The sequence below is a fragment of the Halopelagius longus genome (genome assembly GCF_900100875.1).
Lineage (GTDB): Archaea > Halobacteriota > Halobacteria > Halobacteriales > Haloferacaceae > Halopelagius > Halopelagius longus.
This window is the reverse complement of record NZ_FNKQ01000002.1, coordinates 699,964-715,498: the sequence shown is the minus strand read 5'-3', so window position 1 is coordinate 715,498 and position 15,535 is coordinate 699,964. Positions and strand designations below refer to the sequence as shown.

The 15,535-nt window shown below is 68.7% G+C and carries 18 protein-coding genes and 1 pseudogene; 6 read left to right on the top strand and 13 right to left on the bottom strand.

Going from position 1 to position 15,535, the window contains the following annotated elements; translation table 11 throughout:
- Positions 1–75: 75 nt before the first annotated feature.
- The 6 genes from BLS11_RS09415 to BLS11_RS09395 form a co-directional block, all read right to left on the bottom strand.
- Positions 76–1,677, bottom strand: a complete 1,602-nt coding sequence (locus tag BLS11_RS09415) for a PH domain-containing protein (protein ID WP_092536457.1) — start codon at positions 1,675–1,677, stop codon at positions 76–78.
- A 1-nt stretch (position 1,678) separates the two neighbouring features.
- Positions 1,679–2,146 (bottom strand): PH domain-containing protein, encoded by a 468-nt coding sequence (locus BLS11_RS09410; RefSeq protein ID WP_092536453.1) that lies wholly within the window; start codon positions 2,144–2,146, stop codon positions 1,679–1,681.
- 120 nt (positions 2,147–2,266) lie between these two features.
- Entirely contained in the window at positions 2,267–3,031 is a 765-nt protein-coding gene (locus BLS11_RS09405; protein WP_175454417.1) for a DUF7260 family protein, read from the bottom strand.
- On the bottom strand, positions 3,022–4,092 hold the full coding sequence (locus BLS11_RS09400; RefSeq protein WP_092536451.1) for a metallophosphoesterase family protein: 1,071 nt from the start codon (positions 4,090–4,092) through the stop codon (positions 3,022–3,024). Before BLS11_RS09400 ends, BLS11_RS09405 begins: the two co-directional genes overlap by 10 nt.
- Positions 4,089–4,223 carry a hypothetical protein gene (locus BLS11_RS19860; RefSeq protein WP_258555426.1) on the bottom strand — a complete coding sequence of 45 codons (135 nt, stop codon included), beginning with the start codon at positions 4,221–4,223 and terminating at the stop codon, positions 4,089–4,091. The genes BLS11_RS09400 and BLS11_RS19860 overlap by 4 nt, the downstream gene beginning before the upstream one ends.
- Positions 4,224–4,320: 97 nt before the next feature.
- Entirely contained in the window at positions 4,321–4,779 is a 459-nt protein-coding gene (locus tag BLS11_RS09395; protein ID WP_092536449.1) for a copper resistance protein CopD, read from the bottom strand.
- Positions 4,780–4,888: 109 nt separating this feature from the next.
- On the opposite strand from BLS11_RS09395, the gene BLS11_RS09390 reads away from it, so the two are divergent.
- On the top strand, positions 4,889–5,188 hold the full coding sequence (locus BLS11_RS09390; RefSeq protein ID WP_092536446.1) for a DUF8113 family protein: 300 nt from the start codon (positions 4,889–4,891) through the stop codon (positions 5,186–5,188).
- 150 nt (positions 5,189–5,338) lie between these two features.
- Here BLS11_RS09390 and BLS11_RS09385 read toward each other — a convergent pair whose 3' ends face one another.
- Together BLS11_RS09385 and BLS11_RS09380 are read right to left on the bottom strand one after the other, a co-directional pair.
- Positions 5,339–5,590, bottom strand: a complete 252-nt coding sequence (locus BLS11_RS09385; RefSeq protein ID WP_092536443.1) for a hypothetical protein — start codon at positions 5,588–5,590, stop codon at positions 5,339–5,341.
- 97 nt (positions 5,591–5,687) lie between these two features.
- Complete coding sequence (locus BLS11_RS09380; protein ID WP_092536440.1) at positions 5,688–6,560, bottom strand: inositol monophosphatase family protein; 873 nt, start codon at positions 6,558–6,560, stop codon at positions 5,688–5,690.
- A gap of 111 nt (positions 6,561–6,671) precedes the next feature.
- On the opposite strand from BLS11_RS09380, the gene BLS11_RS09375 reads away from it, so the two are divergent.
- Positions 6,672–7,187, top strand: coding sequence for a macro domain-containing protein (locus tag BLS11_RS09375; RefSeq protein ID WP_092536437.1), 516 nt, complete (start codon positions 6,672–6,674; stop codon positions 7,185–7,187).
- A 238-nt stretch (positions 7,188–7,425) separates the two neighbouring features.
- Here the strand turns inward: BLS11_RS09375 and BLS11_RS19060 are convergent.
- A pseudogene (locus tag BLS11_RS19060) lies at positions 7,426–7,560 on the bottom strand (succinylglutamate desuccinylase/aspartoacylase family protein); the annotation flags it as partial.
- A 55-nt stretch (positions 7,561–7,615) separates the two neighbouring features.
- Positions 7,616–8,815: an ABC transporter permease gene (locus BLS11_RS09365; protein ID WP_139172790.1), complete on the bottom strand. Its 1,200-nt coding sequence runs from the start codon at positions 8,813–8,815 to the stop codon at positions 7,616–7,618.
- Between the two features lie 141 nt (positions 8,816–8,956).
- Between BLS11_RS09365 and BLS11_RS09360 the strand changes: the two genes are divergently transcribed.
- The 3 genes from BLS11_RS09360 to BLS11_RS09350 all read left to right on the top strand — a co-directional run bounded on the left by BLS11_RS09360 (position 8,957) and on the right by BLS11_RS09350 (position 10,668).
- A complete protein-coding gene (locus BLS11_RS09360; RefSeq protein WP_092536428.1) occupies positions 8,957–9,919 on the top strand; it encodes an ABC transporter permease in 963 nt (320 codons plus the stop codon).
- An 81-nt stretch (positions 9,920–10,000) separates the two neighbouring features.
- Positions 10,001–10,375 carry a winged helix-turn-helix domain-containing protein gene (locus BLS11_RS09355; protein ID WP_092536425.1) on the top strand — a complete coding sequence of 125 codons (375 nt, stop codon included), beginning with the start codon at positions 10,001–10,003 and terminating at the stop codon, positions 10,373–10,375.
- Positions 10,375–10,668: a DUF7521 family protein gene (locus BLS11_RS09350; RefSeq protein ID WP_092536422.1), complete on the top strand. Its 294-nt coding sequence runs from the start codon at positions 10,375–10,377 to the stop codon at positions 10,666–10,668. The genes BLS11_RS09355 and BLS11_RS09350 overlap by 1 nt, the downstream gene beginning before the upstream one ends.
- Before the next feature lie 41 nt (positions 10,669–10,709).
- On the opposite strand, the gene BLS11_RS09345 is transcribed toward BLS11_RS09350, so the two are convergent.
- The 3 genes from BLS11_RS09345 to BLS11_RS09335 all read right to left on the bottom strand — a co-directional run bounded on the left by BLS11_RS09345 (position 10,710) and on the right by BLS11_RS09335 (position 13,839).
- Positions 10,710–11,045 (bottom strand): DUF8000 family membrane protein, encoded by a 336-nt coding sequence (locus BLS11_RS09345; protein WP_092536419.1) that lies wholly within the window; start codon positions 11,043–11,045, stop codon positions 10,710–10,712.
- Between the two features lie 179 nt (positions 11,046–11,224).
- Positions 11,225–11,791, bottom strand: a complete 567-nt coding sequence (locus tag BLS11_RS09340) for a DoxX family protein (protein ID WP_092536416.1) — start codon at positions 11,789–11,791, stop codon at positions 11,225–11,227.
- Between the two features lie 134 nt (positions 11,792–11,925).
- Positions 11,926–13,839 (bottom strand): DEAD/DEAH box helicase, encoded by a 1,914-nt coding sequence (locus tag BLS11_RS09335; RefSeq protein WP_092536414.1) that lies wholly within the window; start codon positions 13,837–13,839, stop codon positions 11,926–11,928.
- A gap of 240 nt (positions 13,840–14,079) precedes the next feature.
- Here BLS11_RS09335 and BLS11_RS09330 point away from each other — a divergent pair, with 240 nt between their 5' ends.
- A complete protein-coding gene (locus BLS11_RS09330) occupies positions 14,080–15,531 on the top strand; it encodes a COG1361 family protein (RefSeq protein ID WP_092536411.1) in 1,452 nt (483 codons plus the stop codon).
- Positions 15,532–15,535: the final 4 nt, after the last annotated feature.

The window sequence follows — 15,535 nt, the reverse complement described above, 5'->3', positions numbered from 1 at the left end:
CGGGCGGTACGCTGTCTTCACCACGAACGCTCCGGGAGGGAGGTGAACTCGCCGCGCCCGACGCTCTCGGACCGCCTACCCGTCGTCCCGCGTCTCACTCGGGGGTACCGAGTCGCCGTCGTCGTCGCCCCCGACTTCGGATTCTCCCTCGCCTTCGGATTCGTCCTCCGCTTCGAGTTCCGCCTCCGCGGCGGCCCGTTTCGCTCGGCGCTGTTCGGCCTGCCGGGCGGCGCGGGCGGCGATGAGTCGGTCGTCGAGTTCCTCTCGGAGTTGGTCGGCGGACTCTGCGTCGATATCGACCGCCGCGGCGTCGCTCCCGCCTATCGAGAGCGACCCCGCGGTGTCGATGGTGACGGTGGCGAGGCGGAGGCGACGCTGGAATATCGTCCGGGTGTCGATGACCGTCTGGATGCGGTAGTACGGGACGAACTTCGTCTCGCGCTTCAACACGCCGTTTCGCGTGACGACGTGGTCGGGTCCGAGCCAGTAGCCGCGGTGCTTCCACTTGTAGTGCGCCGCGACGGGAATCGCCGGCAGGACGAGACCGGTCCAGTACCACGGAATCCCGCCGAAGACGGTGTTTGCGGCGTACAGCACGCCGGTGAGAACCGACAGCGCGATGAGGTAGCGCGCGGCGTACCGGCGTCGGGTCCGCTTCGGCGGGCGTTCGAACGCCGGCGACCCGACGTGTTCGATGTCGTTCACGAGCGAGTCGATTCGCTCCCGGCGCGCGAGGGGAATCGCCGCCTCGGACCCGCGGCCGTTCTCGTTGCCGCCCGGCCCGTGCCCCGCCGTCTCGATGAGGAGCGTCGCGTACCCCGCCCACCGCTTCAGGGGGTTGTCCGCGACGGTCAGCGTCTGCACCTTGTCGAACGGAATAGATCCGTCGTACCGTTGGAGCAGTCCGCGTTCGTACTGGAGTTCGTCCTCCGACCGCACGAGGCGGAAGCCGTAGTAGTTGACGACGGCCACCGTCGCGCCGGCCAGCCACGAGACGAGCACCGCGGCGACGACGAGGACGACGACGCCGACGACGGCGGTGGGGAACCCGAACGCGTCCGGCAGGAGCGACGTGACGAACGGGACCGACCCCGAGGCGAAGATGAACACCGCGCCGGGGATGCGGAAGTCGAACGAGAGCGCGCCCAAAATCGCGAGTTCCCGGTCGTCGAGGGAGAACAGTTCCTCCGTCGGCGTGGGAGTCTCCTCGGCGACGTCCTCGCCGCGCTTGAGGCGCGGCAACTCTCGCTGGAGGCGTTTTGCCTCCTCGAAGGAGACGTAGCGGAGTTGCGCCTCGGTGCCGCTTCCGCCCGCCGTCTCGAAGTTCACCGCCGCGATGCCGACCGCTCGCTGGACGACGTTCCGAGCGATATCGACGTTCTGGATGCGCCGGAGCGGTATCTCGCGCGTCCGCCGCGCGACGACGCCGGAGTGGATGTCGAGCGTGTCGGCGGTGAGGTCGTACCTGAACAGGCGGTAGTACGCCGCCTCGTACGCGATTAGGAGGCCGACGCCGCCGCCGACGACGAGGACCACCGCCGCGGGGCCGGCGAGTCCGACGAACGGGAGGTTCATCCCGCCCGTGGCGAGGGCGAACACGACGAACGCGAGGACGCTCCCGCCTCGCTGGATGACGCGGTACGGAACCGACAGCGGCGAGAGTCGCTGTTCGGGCATCTCAGACCGCGTCCTCGCCTTCGGAGCGGATGGCGAGTCGCTTCAATCGCTCCTGCAGTTCCTCCGCGCCCTCGAGCGTGAGTCCCGGCACCGTCACGTCGGCCCCGCGGGAGCCCGCCGTGTAGACGACGGTTCGAGCCAGTCCGACGAACCGTTCGGTGGGGTTTCGGGCGGAGTCGACGTGTTGGATGCGGACGAACGGGACCACCGTGCGGACGCGGGTGAACACCCCGCGTTCGAGGTACAGCGAGTCGTCGCGGACTTCGTACGACCACGACCGGTACCGTGCGACGGCGAGGAGGGCCCCGAGGACGAGGATGGTGCCGCCGACGGCGAACGGCGTCCACGAGGGGAGAAACGGCGGAGCGAAGAAGCGGACGGCGGCGAACGCGATGCCGCCGAGTATCGCCGCGGTGATCGCCGCGCGACCGGCCCACAGCAGTTGGACGCGGGGGTGCAGTCGCGTCATCGTCGGGCGCGACCGTCGGTTACCTGTCGGGACGCGGGCGAGGCGGGGATGGTGCGCATGGGCGAGAATTTCCCCTCGTGGGATAAATAGGTGTGGCCGCGACCGACCGCCCGCGCCGCGTTACGCCGTCGTCGAGATGGCGCGGTCGGTGCGGGAGAGCGCCGTCTCCACGAGGCGACGCGCAGAGGCGAGTGCGTCCAGTCCGGGGTGCGAGCAGTCCACGTCGTGATAGAGGTACTCCGTCACGCTCGGGACCAGACCCGAGAGGGTGCGCCGGTGGGCGGCGAGCGTCCGTTGGCGCTCCCAGGCGCGTTCGTCCAGTTCGTCTCGGAGGGCGAGGACGTCCTCGCGGAGAGCGAGGAGTTCGTCGAACGACCGGGCCGAGAGCGGTCGGTCGTCCAACGAGGAGAGTTCACCGACGACCAGTTCGACGCCGTCCTCGACTTCGTCCAGCGACTCGAACTCCGCGTCCAACAGGTCGAGGAACTCCTGCCGTTCGCGGACGGCGTTGGCGGCGGCGGAGACGACGGCCCGCCGCAGTTCCGGCGAGAGCCCCGCCCCCGCGGTCATCCCGGCGGCGATTTCGTCGCCGAACTCCGCGGCGAGGCTCTCGGGGTAGGCGTCGCCGTACTCCTCCTCGTAGTGGGGAACCTCCATGACCGTCCGCTCGTACGCCCGCCGTACGGCGTCGAGGGACGGCGGCGTCTCCCGACCGACCGTCTTCACCGCGAGGGGTCCGGCCGCGGACCCGGCGGCGGTCGACGGTTGGACGTCGGTAACGGCGGAGCGGAACGACCGGAACGCCGCCTTCTCGTCCACGCACCGCCGCCGTTCGCGCCCGAGCGACTCCCTCGCGTCGTCGAGGTGCGTCCCCCTCAGCGCCATCGAATCCCCTCCGGCACGTCGTCGTAGTCGGGTCGCGTCCGACGGTTCGCGGGGGTCGGCTCCGCGTCGTTCTCGCCGGACCGGGCCCGTTCGCGCTCGTCCGCGAACGGGACGTTCGACTCCGAGAGCGCGCCGTCGGCGGCGTGGGCCGCGATGCTCCGCCCGTGGGCGTTCCCGTCGCGAGCCAACTCGTACGCCTCCGCCCGCCCGTTCGGGCCCGAGAGCGGGACCATCCGGACGTCCGTTCCCGAAGGGCCGACGTCGACGAGAAGCATCGCCTGCGGGTACGAACACGTCGCGGGCGCGATGACCTCTCGAACGCCGCGCTTCCGCGCCGTCGCGGGCCAGTGGATGTGCCCCGAGAGGACGAGCGGAACGCCTCGCTCCGAGAGGAGTTCGAGGAGGGCCTCGGCGTTGCGCAGTTGGTAGAAGTCGCCGTCGGCGAACGGGCCGGTGTGCTCCCGCGGGTGAAACAGGTTGTGGTGGAGGGCGACGACCGGCGTCTCGGCGTCCGCGAGGGACTCGTCCAGCCATTCGAGGTGGGCGTCCGGAATCAGGCCCTCGTGGGACTCGTCGAGTTCGCCGTCGCCGCTTGCGCTGTCTAACCCGAACACGTCCACGTCGCCGGCGCGGACGCGGAACGGAAGCGTCTCCGCGGCGTACCGGTCGGCGAACTCGGAGACGGGCGGCGTCTCGTAGTCGTCCCACGCCTTCGGCACGTCGTGGTTGCCGGGGACGGCGACCCACTCGCCGTCGAACTCACCGAGCACCTCGTCGGCGCAGGCGAACTCCTCGGGGCGGCCGTCCCGCGTCAGGTCGCCGAGAAACACCGTCAGGTCCGCCTCGGCGTCGTCGGCGGCGGCGACGGCCGTTCGGAGTCGCGTCTCGGTCCGGTGGTACGCCTTCCACGTCCCGGACGCCGTCGGCGTCACGTGCGGGTCCGCGACGACGGCGATGCGCGTCCTCGTCGGGGAGAGCGGACGAGAGAGGCGGGCGAGAAGCGGTCCGGCGGCCGAATCGGTGCGCTCGAACCCGTCGTCGGGGTGCGCGTCGGAACTCATCGCTCGACGGTTCGTTCGTACGTTCCGAACGCGGTGTCTCGGCGGACGACGATTCGCCCGTCCGACTCGCGGAGTTCGATGGTCAACGGGGCGTCGCTCCGATGGTTTCGCTGCGTGTCGTCCCCTTGCATCTCGTCGGGTGATGCTCCCGCACGCGGGTTAAAAATATCGGACAGATTATATGTTCTTCGCTGTATCCGTATGTTCTCTCTATAGTGACAGGTAATCTCAGTAGAACGCCGCGCCCGTCGCCAACAGACCGGCGTCGACGAGGAGGAGGACGCCGACGACCGCCGCCGCGCGGAAGACGCCGAGAGCGTCTCTCGCGGGCGCTCGAACGCGCTTCTCCTGCAGACCGTCGGTGAGTCGTCCGTTGCCGACTTCGACGAGGGCGGCGAGCACCAACCAGAGGGCGAGCATCGCGAGGACGAGGTGGCCACGACCGGTTCCTGTCAACGTCTCGACTGTGTATCTCGTCCCGGCGAGGTGGCCGCCGGTGAGAAACATCACGACGGACGCGCCGCGGGACCCCACCACGAGCGTTCGGGACATCGATTCGAGGGGGGCGGCGTCGAGCGACCCCCCGACGGCGGCGGGGAGAATCGCGCCCGCGACGAAGACGACGCTTCCGACCCACAACGCGCCCGTGAGAACGTGCAGTACCGTGACGGCGGTATCGACCAGCATACCCACACCTCCGTTCGCCGCCGTTTGAACGTTACCGGTTTCCGACCGGTCTCGCGGGCGAGGAGTCGCGCCCGGTCTGTTTTGTATCCGGCCCCGGAAAGGACGACGTATGGGAGACGACGCAGACGCAGACGGCGCCGAGGACGACGAGTTCGAGCGAGTGCGAGAACGGGCCATCGCCGCCCTCGAAGAGGGCGAGCCCATTTCGATGTACGTCGGACTGGTGCACGAGAACGGCGCGAACGAGTACTACTTCGGAAACGACGTGGACGAACGCGAACTCCGGGAGGCGGCCACCGAACAGCTCGGGATGCTGACGCGGGTGCTCGCGGACCAGTCGGCCGCGAGCGTCGAGGAGATCGCCGACCTCGCCGTCGAACGCGCCGAGTCGATGAACCTACAGCCGTAACCGTCGCGTTCGCTCGGCGGCGGGCGGAGGAGTCGCGGACGGGCGGGTCGGCTCCGACGACTCGCCCGCGGGACGTTACGCCGCGCTACGCGAGGAATCACGAGCCGACGGTCCACTTCCCGAGGAGCGGTCGGAGATACGAAACGCGGTTCAGCGCGGCGAGACGTCGTCGCGCGTCGGTCGCCAGACGTACACGAGCGACCCGGAGTCGGTCTCCTCCGGCCGACCCCACGCCGACGACTCGGCGTCCGTCCGCCGACTGCGGTACCGGCGAGCGACCCATCCTGCGACGACCAATCCGAGGGCGACGCCGAGGGAGACGTACCGAAGTGCGCTTCCGACGCCGTTTCCGTCGCCGGACGGTTCTCCGCCTCGCGTTCGGTCCGAAAGGAATCGCGCCATAGGCGTCCTACGAGGGTCGCGATTATACGTTTACGGGTGAGTGTCTCTACGTGCATTCGGCCGCGGCGTCCGCTCCGTTTCCGCAGTAAAAACGGCTCTATCGGGCTGATTCGACCGTCTCGTGCAGTTCCGACAGCGTCTCGTCGTCGCCCGCGCCGACGTAGAGTCCCTCGACGCCGCGTCCGCGCGAGCGAACGCCGCTCTCCTCGGCGAGGAGTTCGCCCGCGTGCTGTTCGTACACCTCCGGGTGGAGGCAGACGATGCCTTCGATGCCGCCGCGGGCCAGCAGTCCCCAGTCGACGCACGGCGACCACGTCTGGACGACGCGCTTGCACCGGGACCGAAGGGCCGCCTCGATTCGGTCGCCGACGGTCCTCAGTTCCGGGTCGCGGACGGCCGAGAGGCCGCGGACGAACGAGACGGTTCCCCGGTCGAGGGGAACGTCGCTCTCGGCGACGATGCGTTCGCCGTTGACCGTCGCGCCCTCGCCGCGGCGAGCGACGTACAGCGAGTCCGGGAGGGGTTCGTAGATGGCCGAGACGACGGGGTCGCCGTCTCTGAGTACGCAGACCGCGGTGGCGAACGACGGGAGCCCCGACGCGAAGTTGTTCGTGCCGTCGAGGGGGTCTACGACCCACCGAAAGCGGTGGTCGCCCTCGCGGCCGGACTCCTCGCCGTGGAAGGCGTGGTCGGCGAACGACTCGCGGAGGACGGATCGAATGCGTTCCTCGGCGATGCGGTCCGCGTCGGCCTTCACGTCGTCGGTGCCGTACTCCGCGTCGAGTTCGTCGCCGCGGAACGCGTCCCGGAGGTAGTCTCCGCTCGCGCGGACGGCCCGCGTCGCTACCGTCGCCAGTTCGTCGAGGGTCGGGTCGGCATCGCTGAGGGAACCTCGGCGGCCCGACGGACGTCGTCCGTCGGCGTCGGGAACGTCCGCCCCGGGGCCCTCGTTCGGACGATTCTCCTCCATAGCGGTTGCCGGGCGCGCGGCGGCAAGAACGGTTCGGTCGAGCGTCGAACGCGCCGACGCCGGACCTCGTCGCCCACCGACATTTTTCGTCCGTCGGCCCGTACGCCCGCTATGGAGTTCACCGTGGTTCAGGGAGACATCGCCCAGCAGTCGGCGGACGCGCTAGTCAACGCCGCGGGAACGAGCCTCCGCATGGGGTCCGGCGTCGCGGGCGCACTCCGTCGAGAGGGCGGCGAGGCGTTGAACGACGCGGCGGTCAGAAACGGCCCCATCGACTTGGGCGACGTGGCCGTCACGAAAGCCTACGAGTTGGACGCCGAACACGTCATCCACGCCGCCGCGATGCCGCACTTCGGCGACGGGGAGGCCACGGCCGAGAGCATCCGCGACGCGACGCGGAGCAGCCTCGAACGGGCGGACGAACTCGGCTGTTCGTCGCTCGTCCTCCCCGCACTCGGCTGCGGCGTCGCCGGGTTCCCGTTGGAGGAGGGCGCGCAGATAATCGCCACGGAAATCGCCGACTACGACCCCGAATCGCTCTCGGACGTTCGCTTCGTCGCCTACAGCGACGAGGACTACGAGACGATTCGGCGCGTCGCGGACGAGGTTCGCGGCGACGGGGAGTGAGGGCGGCCGATACCCTCAGTCGGGCCCGCGGACGCTCTCTCCGAACGCCGTGGACGGTTCGAGCGGATAAACCCGCTCTTCAGGCCCACGGACGCTCTCTCCGAACGCCGTGGACGGTTCGAGCGGATAAACCCGCTCTTCAGGCCCACGGGCGTTCGGAAAACTCCCCGGCGTCTATCTCTCGTTCTATCTCGGCGCACGTCGTCTCGTCCGCGCTGACAGGGTGACACAGCGGGCAGCGTTCGCCGTTGAGTATCGCGACCGGAATCTCGACCGGGTCGCCGAGGTACGTCTCGCTCACCTCGTATCGGAGGTGGCGCTTCTCGCCCGGCGGAACCTCCGTGTCGAAGCGGAACGGCTTCGGGTCGGTCATCGCCGGTTCTCGTTCCCGCCGGAGAAGAACGTTTGCTAACGACGGGTTCGGCTCGTCAGGTCTGCGGGTCCAACGCGTCCCGGAGGGCGTCGCCGAAGACGCCGAACGCCGTCGCCGTCACGACGAGACAGAGCAGGGGCCACGTCGATATCCACCACATGAGGGGGAAGTAATCGCCCATCCCCCAGCGAATCGTCTCGCCCCACGAGGGGAGTTCGATGGCGTTCAGCTTCATGAACGACAGCGACGCCTCGACGACGATGAGGTACGGAATCTGCTGGGCGGTGGAGACGACGACGGTGCCCGCGACGTTCGGCAGGACGTGCCGTCGAATCACGTCGAGGTCCGACGCCCCGGCGCTCTTGGCGGCGGTGACGTAGCGCTCGGTTCGGAGGCTCACCACCTCGCTCCGGACGATGCGGGCGACGCCGCCCCACCCGAGCAACCCGAACACGAGCACGATGAGAAACAGGCTCCGACCGTAGAGGAATATCGCGATGAAGTAGACGACGACCGCCGGGACGGTCTGTTGGATATCGACGTAGCGCATCAGCAGTGCGTCCGCGCGCCCGCCGAAGTAGCCCGCCGTCACGCCGACTGCGGCGGCGATGGGCACGATAATCGTCGAGGAGACGAGGGCGACGACGAGGGCGACGCGCGCGCCCTGCACCGTGACGAGCAGCATGTCCTTCCCGAAGGGGTCCGTCCCGAACGGGTAGCGCATCGTACCGTGACACCGCCCGGCCGCCACCTCTCCGAGGCAGTTGCCGACGATGAGGTTCGAGACGCTCCCGAACACCGGCGGTTGCTCGGCGGCGAGGAGTCCCGGCGAGGGCGGGCCGAGGACGAAGGGGCCGAACAGGCCGACGAGGAAGAACGCCGCGAGGTAGGCGAGACTCGCCGTCGCCGCGCGACTCCGTCGAACGTCCGCCAACACCGCCCGCGTCCGGTCGGGGCGGCGAACGGCGGGGACGAGAACGTACAGCGCGAAGACGCCGAGGGAGAGCCCGAACAGCCAGTCGATACCGCTTGGGTCGTATCCGGCGACAAGCGGCGTCTCCGGCGGGACGACGGCGTAGTCGTAGGCCGCGACCGACCCCGTCACGAGGGCGAGAGCGGCGAGTGCCGCGGTTCGCGGACGCAGACGTAAGCCGGACGACGCCTCGTCCCACTCGGCGTCGCCCGACGCGAGGGGGACCGACCCGCCGGGTTCGTCGGACGCCGTCACGTCTCCCGCCACTTCCGGGAGGTCCATGTAAGTTACGTCGCTCTCCCCGGTCACCCCGACCACGTCGTCCGGTCTCCCCGACAACGTTGATATGTCGTCGGGACGCACACGACCGGATATGCGCCGCGTCCGCGCCGCGTTCGGCCGTCGCTCCCGGGGGCGTTTCGCGTGAGTCGCCTCGACTTCGTCGTCCGTCGCGCCGCCTTCGCCGCCGTCACCGCCGTCGTCGTCCTCACGGCGGTGTTTCTCTTAGTCGCCGTGCCGGAGAACCCGAACGTCTCCCTCGTGAAGTTCTACGCCGCGATGGCCGGCGAGGACCCGGAGGCCGCGGCGGCGGCGTACCGCGCCTCGCACAACCTCGATAAGTCGCTCTGGTGGCGGTACACCCACTGGATGCGGAACGTGGTGACGCTACGGTTCGGTCGCTCACAGAGCATGGGCGCGCCGGTGTCCGACATCATCGTCAGGCGCGCGCCGTACACGCTCGGATACGTGGTGCCCGCCGTCGCACTCAGCGTCGTCGGCGGCGTGACCGCGGGCGTCGCCTCGGCGTTGCGGCGAGGAGACGTTTCGGACCGCGCCGGCGCCGTGGTCGCTTACCTCGGCTACGGCGTTCCGAACTTCTACCTCGCGAGCGTCCTCCTCTTGTTGGTCGGCACCGCGTTCGGGTGGGACGGGACCGGATTCGACACCGAGGCGGGGGTGCTCACCGCGAAGAACGCGAGGCGGTACGTCCTTCCGACCGCCGTCCTCGCGACGACGCTCGCGGCGAGTCAACTCCGGTACGCCCGGTCGCTGTCGGCGGACGTACTCGGCGAGGAGTTCGTCCGACTGGTGCGGGCGAAGGGCGCGCCCCCCGGACGGGTCGCCCGCCACGTCGTCCGGAACGCCGCCGTCCCGTTGGTGACGCTGACGTTCGCGGACCTGCTCGGCGTCCTCGTGTTGAACGTCTACGTGTTGGAGTTCGTCTTCGACATCCCCGGCCTCGGGGCGGTGAGCCTCGCCGCCGTCCGCGACAGGGACGTTCCCCTCGTCCTCGGGACGACGACGCTCGTCATCCTCGTCGGCGTCGTCGGAAATCTGCTTCAAGACGTGGCGTACGCGGCGTTGGACCCGCGGGTAGACGAGTGAGAAACGACCGGCGCGGGCGGGGTGACGCCGGCAAGAACGACATCCCCACGGTTATTACCCTCCGCTTCCGACGGCCAATTAATGGCACGCGAGCAGTCCGCGAGCGAGTCGGCGGAGCTCGACTCCGTCTTCGGCGCTTTGGACGACGCGGACGCCAGAGATATCATCAGAACGTTAGACGAACCCATGACGGCGAGCGAGATATCCGACGACTGCGATATCCCCCTCTCGACCACGTATCGTAAGTTGGACCTCCTCACGGACGCGAACCTCCTCCTCGAAGGGACGGAGATTCGGTCCGACGGCCACCACGCGACCACCTACGAGGTGGCGTTCGAGGAGGTCAGAATCCTGCTCACCGACGAGCGGGATCTCTCGGTCGATATCACGCGGACCGAACGCTCCCCGGAGGAACGACTCGCGGACATCTGGACCGCCGTCAGGGAGGAGACATAATGCCCCACACTACCGCATCCCCCGCCGTCACCACCGCGCTCATCATCGTCAAGACAGGCATCCTCATCCTCGGAGGCCTCATCACCTACTTCAGTTTCAAGGCGTACCGCAGAACGAGGTCGCCGGCGCTCCGCGCCTTGGCGATCGGGTTCAGCGTCGTCACCTTCGGCGCGCTCATCGCGGGCGTGATAGACACGTTCCTCGACGTCTCCCTCGCGATGGGCGTCCTCATCGACTCCGCGCTGACGTTCATCGGATTCGCCGTCATCACGTACTCGCTGTACGTCGATTGAGGAGCCTGCGACGCGGCCGGTCGGTGCGGGCAACCGCGTTCTCAGTCCTCGTCGTCCTCGTCGTCCTCGTCGTCGCCGTCGGGGAGGAGACTGACCGCCTTCAGCCACCGATCTTTGGCCATCTGTCCGGGGGCGAGCGGGTCGTGCAGGGGGTCTCCGGGCGTGTGGTACCACTCTCCGACGTTGTCGGTCTTCACCCGCCACAGGCCGACGACCATCGCGACGGCCACGAACGCGAAGAAGAGAGCCAACGCGACGCTGGCAAAACCGCCGGACCGCCGGAGGAGTGCGACCAGGAGGACTCCGAACACCCCAACCTGGACCCCGAAGACGAGGTAGACGAACGATTTACCCGATATATCGACTGACTTCCCCATTTGTCTGTTAAGTAACTATTACTGGAACGTTATATGCTTCCCCCGATTCGTCTCTTGGTTCACGTTACGGGAGAGAAGTCAGAGCAGCTCTATCACTCCTAGAGCGGAGACGCAGTATCGACCAGTGGAGCGGAGGAGTTCACGACAAAGAGGGTTTTTCGCTGCGTCCGTCGGCCATCTCAGCCGAGGATGTAGTCGAGGGCGGGGTACTTCTCGACGAGGGTCTGGCCGCCGACGTCGTAGTTCTCGACGAGGGCGTCGAGGCCGAGGATGCGGCCCGCGCCGAACGCGGCGACGGCGAGGAACACGAGCATGTAGGCGAAGTCGCCGTTGATGACGCCGTGGGCGATGTCCCAGTTTCCGAGGTAGAACATGAACATCATGAACGCACCCCAGAACGCCGCGAGGCGGGTCATGAGGCCGACGATGAGGCCGAGGCCGATGAACAGTTCACCCCACGGGACGGCGACGTTCAGGAAGGCGACGAACCACGGCGTCGAACCCATCGCGACGAACAGGTCCGCCGCGGGGCTTCCGTTCGCCACGGTGGCGCCGACGAGGTAACCCTGCGCGCTGAACCCGCCGAGGACCTTCTCCGCACCGGCCCACGTGAACGCCACGCCCATCATGAGGCGAAGGGCGAGAACGAACCACGCGCTGAGCGAGTGGGCGCGGCCCCGAACGGTCGTGCCGCCGAGGGTGCTCTCGAAGGTGTTGCTGAGTTGGGTGTTGGTGGAAGTTGCCATCGTAATGTTCCTCTTACAACTGTACTAACGGCGGGTAACAGCATATATACGATAGGCGATTCTCACGGCGTTAGAAACGCTACTGTCCGATATGGCGCGGTATCAACTATCACGGGACGCTGAGCGTCCGCGGCTCAGAGGCGCGACCGGACGGCGCGGAACACGCTGGGGTCTGCGTCCACGACGCCCGCGACGGCGTCCGCCGCCCCGAGAAGCCACTCCGCGCGTTCGATGCGGGACTCCAAGTCGCCCGGACCGATGCGGTAGTTCTCCACGATGGTCTCGACGGACTCGCCGTCGGCCCACTCGCGGAGGATGCGCGCGAGTTTGACCGCGCTCAGCCACTCCTCGAAGTTCTCCGTCGCGTTCATGTCGGTGGTGAACTCCGCGGCGTGGCGGGTGGCGAAGCGGTACATCGCCGCCCGCTCCCTGTTTCCGAGGTAGGTGCCGTACATGTCCGGCGTGTCGCAGACGATTTCGAGGGCCGTCAGCGCCGTCACGTTCTCGTCGGCCATCCCCTCGGCCGTCCGGATGCCGGAGACGAGGCGCGCGCCCGTCTCGGGGCGGACGTACTGCCGGGACACCTGTTCGCCCAACGTCGTCGCCGCGAGGGCGTCGCCCTCGACGGTCAGCATCGACATCTCCGCGAGTTCGGCGGCCACGTCGTCCACGAGTCCCGAGAGGTCCACGCCGGGAGACTGGTGAGCGAAAAAGGACGCGTCCAAGAGGTCCAACACGCCGGATTTCGAGTCGGCGAACCCGGAGGCGACGACGGAGAGGACGTGCGTCCGGAGGGCGTCGCGGGCGGCGAGTTTCGACTCCACCGCCTCCGGTCCCGCCTCGACGTATCGCTCCCACAACTCCTCGCGGGACCGGTCGTCGCCCACGAGGACCGCCTCGCCGTACGGGTCGAGGTGGGGCCGGCCCGCCCGGCCGCACATCTGGTGGACTTCGAGGACGGGAAGCCACGCCATCTCCTCGCCGGTGTAGCGCTTCTGGTCGCGGACGACGACGCGACGGGCGGGGACGTTGACGCCCGCCGCGAGCGTCGGCGTCGCGCAGATGACCTTCAGTTTCCGGTCGCGGAACGCCGACTCGACGAGGGCGCGGTGGCCCGTCCGGAGTCCGGCGTGGTGGAAGGCGACGCCGTTCCGGACGCAGTCGGCGAGTCTCTCGCCGGTCTCCGTCCCGTCTAACTCGGTGACGGCGTCGGCCATCTCCGGGCGGGAGACGAGTTCCTCCCGCGCGAGGCGTTCGGCCAGCGATTCGGCCTCGCGGCGCGACCGGACGAACGCGACGCTCTGTCCCCCGTTCTCGACGGCGTCGGTGACGAGTGCCGCGGTGGCCTCGGTGTCTCGGTCGTCGTTCGGCCCCACGTCGCCCGGCGGACACTCGAGCGTCGAGTCGTCGTCGAACGCCACGGCCCCCTCGGCGTAGACGCCGGTTCGGAGCGAGACGGGTCGCCACGTCGTCTCGACGAGTTCGGCGTCCAACCACTCGGCGATGTCCTCGGGGTTGTCCACCGTCGCCGAGAGGGCGACGATTTGGACGCCGGGCGCTCGCCGTTGGAGGGTGGCGAGCGTGACTTCCAGCGTCGGGCCGCGGCCGTCCGACCCGAGGAGGTGCACCTCGTCGACGACGACGCAGGCCAACTCCGACACCCACGACGCGCCGTTTCGGATGGCGGAATCGACCTTCTCTGCGGTGGCGACGACGATGTCGTTGTCGCCCAAATCCTCCGCCGGCGAGTCGAAGTCGCCCGTGGAGATGCCGACGCTGACGCCGGGCAGTTCCGCGAACGTCTCGTACTTCTCGCGGGCGAGGGCGCGCAGGGGGACGATGTACAACGCGGGGCCGTCGGCGGTGAGCATCGCCAGTTCCGCGATGAACGTCTTCCCGGAGGCGGTGGGGATGGCGGCGACCAGACGGTCGCCGTCGGCGACGCCCGCCTCGACTGCGGCGGCCTGTGGCGGGTAGAGCTGTTCGATACCCTTCGACTCGTAGTGGGCCCGTATCCGGTCCGGCAGGGGGAGGTCCCGGACGTGCATTGTCCGTGTCTGGTGCCGTGTTACCATAAAAACTCGCGCGGATGCACGGGACGGGAACGAGAGACGGGACGGCGAATCGCCGCCGCGAGACGCGCGGCGAGACGCCGCGCGGAGGTGACGGTCCCCCTCGACCGAACGCGGACGACCGTTCGGCGCGTTCGACTGGCGAAGGTCGCTTCCCTCCCGCGAATACCAGCGGTACTCTTTTGAGACGCCGCGCAAAGATATGATTCAGTTTACATGAAGCGAGCCCTCCTCCTGACGGCGGTGGTCGTCGCGTCCGCGTTGGCGGGCGTCGGCGCGGTAGACGGCGCTCCGGCGACCGCCTTCGTCTCGAACGTCACGGTGTCGCCCGACCAACCCGCGCCCGGCGAACAGTTCACCGTCTCGACGACCGTCAGAAACGCCGACCAGAGCGGTTCGTCGTTCGAGATTACCGACGTGTACGTCCGCACCCGCGGCGGGACGAACGACATCACCCGGGTGGAGGACCTCGGGACGATACCGCCCGGGGCCGAAATGAAGGTCCCCCTCACCGCGTCGTTCGACGACCCCGGGACGCGCGAACTCCGCGTGTTCGTCGTCGGGCGGAGCGACGGCGAGTACGTCCGCCTGCAGTACCCCGTCGTCGTGACCGTCAGGCAGGGCGGACCGCAGATCAGCATCGACGCCGACGACGGTGTGGTCGGCGCGGAGAACGATATCGAGGTGACCGCGACCAACGGCGAGGACGCGCCGGTTCGGAACCTCCGACTCTCGCTCTCGGGAACCGACGCCGACGTGGGGAACGCGACGCGCGTCCTGCCGACCCTCGCCGCCGGCGAGTCGCGCACGTTCAACGTCTCCGTGACGCCGTCGGCGCGGCGGTCGCAACTCGAAGCGCGCCTGCAGTACACGACCCGGGGCGGGAACACGCGCGTCGCCGCCGACACGGCGACGCTCCGATCCGACCCCCTCCGAGAGGACGTGCGGGTCGACGCGAGCGTCGCCGCGTCGGGGGCGTCGCCGCCGATAGTCGTCGACGTCTCGAACCTCGGGAACGCCCGCCTCGAAGAGACCGTAGTCGAGGGCGTCCGGAACGGCACCGTCGTCTTCCGACGGCCGATGGGCGCGGTGGCGGCCGACGCCGCCACGACGAAGCAGTTGAACGTCTCGGGCGTCTCCGGCGGTCCCCTCGACGTGCGCCTGCGATACCGGACGGGCGGACGGGAGAGCGAAACGACGACGACGCTCAACTACACGGCCAACCCCGGCGCGGTCGAGCTAACGGGTATCGACTACGAGATGGAGGAGGGCCGACTCCACATCTCCGGAAGCACCAGCAACGTCGGCCTCTCGCAGGTCGATAGCGTCGTGGTCCGCGTCCTGCCGACGGAGAACGTCACGCCGGCCCGCCCCAACCGGGAGTACTTCGTCGGGTCGATCCCGTCCAGCGACTTCGTCTCGTTCGACGTGTACGCTGAAATCGACGAGAACGCCTCCGAAGTGCCGTTGGAGGTGACGTACCTCTCGAACGGCGAACGGCGGACGAAGCGAACTGCGGTGGACGTGCGCGACCTGCAACCGGCCGAACCGGTACAGAGCGGTGGCGGCGGCGGCGGTTCGCTCCCCAGCCTGCCGCTCCTCGTCGGCGGTATCGCCGCCCTCCTCGTCGTCGTCGGCGTGGGAGCGTACGCGTACAGACGACAGTAATCCG

Excerpts from the sequence above, each read along its gene's own strand:
- BLS11_RS09415 (WP_092536457.1), bottom strand. The coding sequence starts at position 1,677 with ATGCCCGAACAGCGACTCTCGCCGCTGTCGGTTCCGTACCGCGTCATC.
- BLS11_RS09410 (WP_092536453.1), bottom strand. The coding sequence starts at position 2,146 with ATGACGCGACTGCACCCCCGCGTCCAACTGCTGTGGGCCGGTCGCGCG.
- BLS11_RS09405 (WP_175454417.1), bottom strand. The coding sequence starts at position 3,031 with ATGGCGCTGAGGGGGACGCACCTCGACGACGCGAGGGAGTCGCTCGGG.
- BLS11_RS09400 (WP_092536451.1), bottom strand. The coding sequence starts at position 4,092 with ATGAGTTCCGACGCGCACCCCGACGACGGGTTCGAGCGCACCGATTCG.
- BLS11_RS19860 (WP_258555426.1), bottom strand. The coding sequence starts at position 4,223 with ATGCAAGGGGACGACACGCAGCGAAACCATCGGAGCGACGCCCCGTTG.
- BLS11_RS09395 (WP_092536449.1), bottom strand. The coding sequence starts at position 4,779 with ATGCTGGTCGATACCGCCGTCACGGTACTGCACGTTCTCACGGGCGCG.
- BLS11_RS09390 (WP_092536446.1), top strand. The coding sequence starts at position 4,889 with ATGGGAGACGACGCAGACGCAGACGGCGCCGAGGACGACGAGTTCGAG.
- BLS11_RS09385 (WP_092536443.1), bottom strand. The coding sequence starts at position 5,590 with ATGGCGCGATTCCTTTCGGACCGAACGCGAGGCGGAGAACCGTCCGGC.
- BLS11_RS09380 (WP_092536440.1), bottom strand. The coding sequence starts at position 6,560 with ATGGAGGAGAATCGTCCGAACGAGGGCCCCGGGGCGGACGTTCCCGAC.
- BLS11_RS09375 (WP_092536437.1), top strand. The coding sequence starts at position 6,672 with ATGGAGTTCACCGTGGTTCAGGGAGACATCGCCCAGCAGTCGGCGGAC.
- BLS11_RS09365 (WP_139172790.1), bottom strand. The coding sequence starts at position 8,815 with ATGGACCTCCCGGAAGTGGCGGGAGACGTGACGGCGTCCGACGAACCC.
- BLS11_RS09355 (WP_092536425.1), top strand. The coding sequence starts at position 10,001 with ATGGCACGCGAGCAGTCCGCGAGCGAGTCGGCGGAGCTCGACTCCGTC.
- BLS11_RS09350 (WP_092536422.1), top strand. The coding sequence starts at position 10,375 with ATGCCCCACACTACCGCATCCCCCGCCGTCACCACCGCGCTCATCATC.
- BLS11_RS09345 (WP_092536419.1), bottom strand. The coding sequence starts at position 11,045 with ATGGGGAAGTCAGTCGATATATCGGGTAAATCGTTCGTCTACCTCGTC.
- BLS11_RS09340 (WP_092536416.1), bottom strand. The coding sequence starts at position 11,791 with ATGGCAACTTCCACCAACACCCAACTCAGCAACACCTTCGAGAGCACC.
- BLS11_RS09335 (WP_092536414.1), bottom strand. The coding sequence starts at position 13,839 with ATGCACGTCCGGGACCTCCCCCTGCCGGACCGGATACGGGCCCACTAC.
- BLS11_RS09330 (WP_092536411.1), top strand. The coding sequence starts at position 14,080 with ATGAAGCGAGCCCTCCTCCTGACGGCGGTGGTCGTCGCGTCCGCGTTG.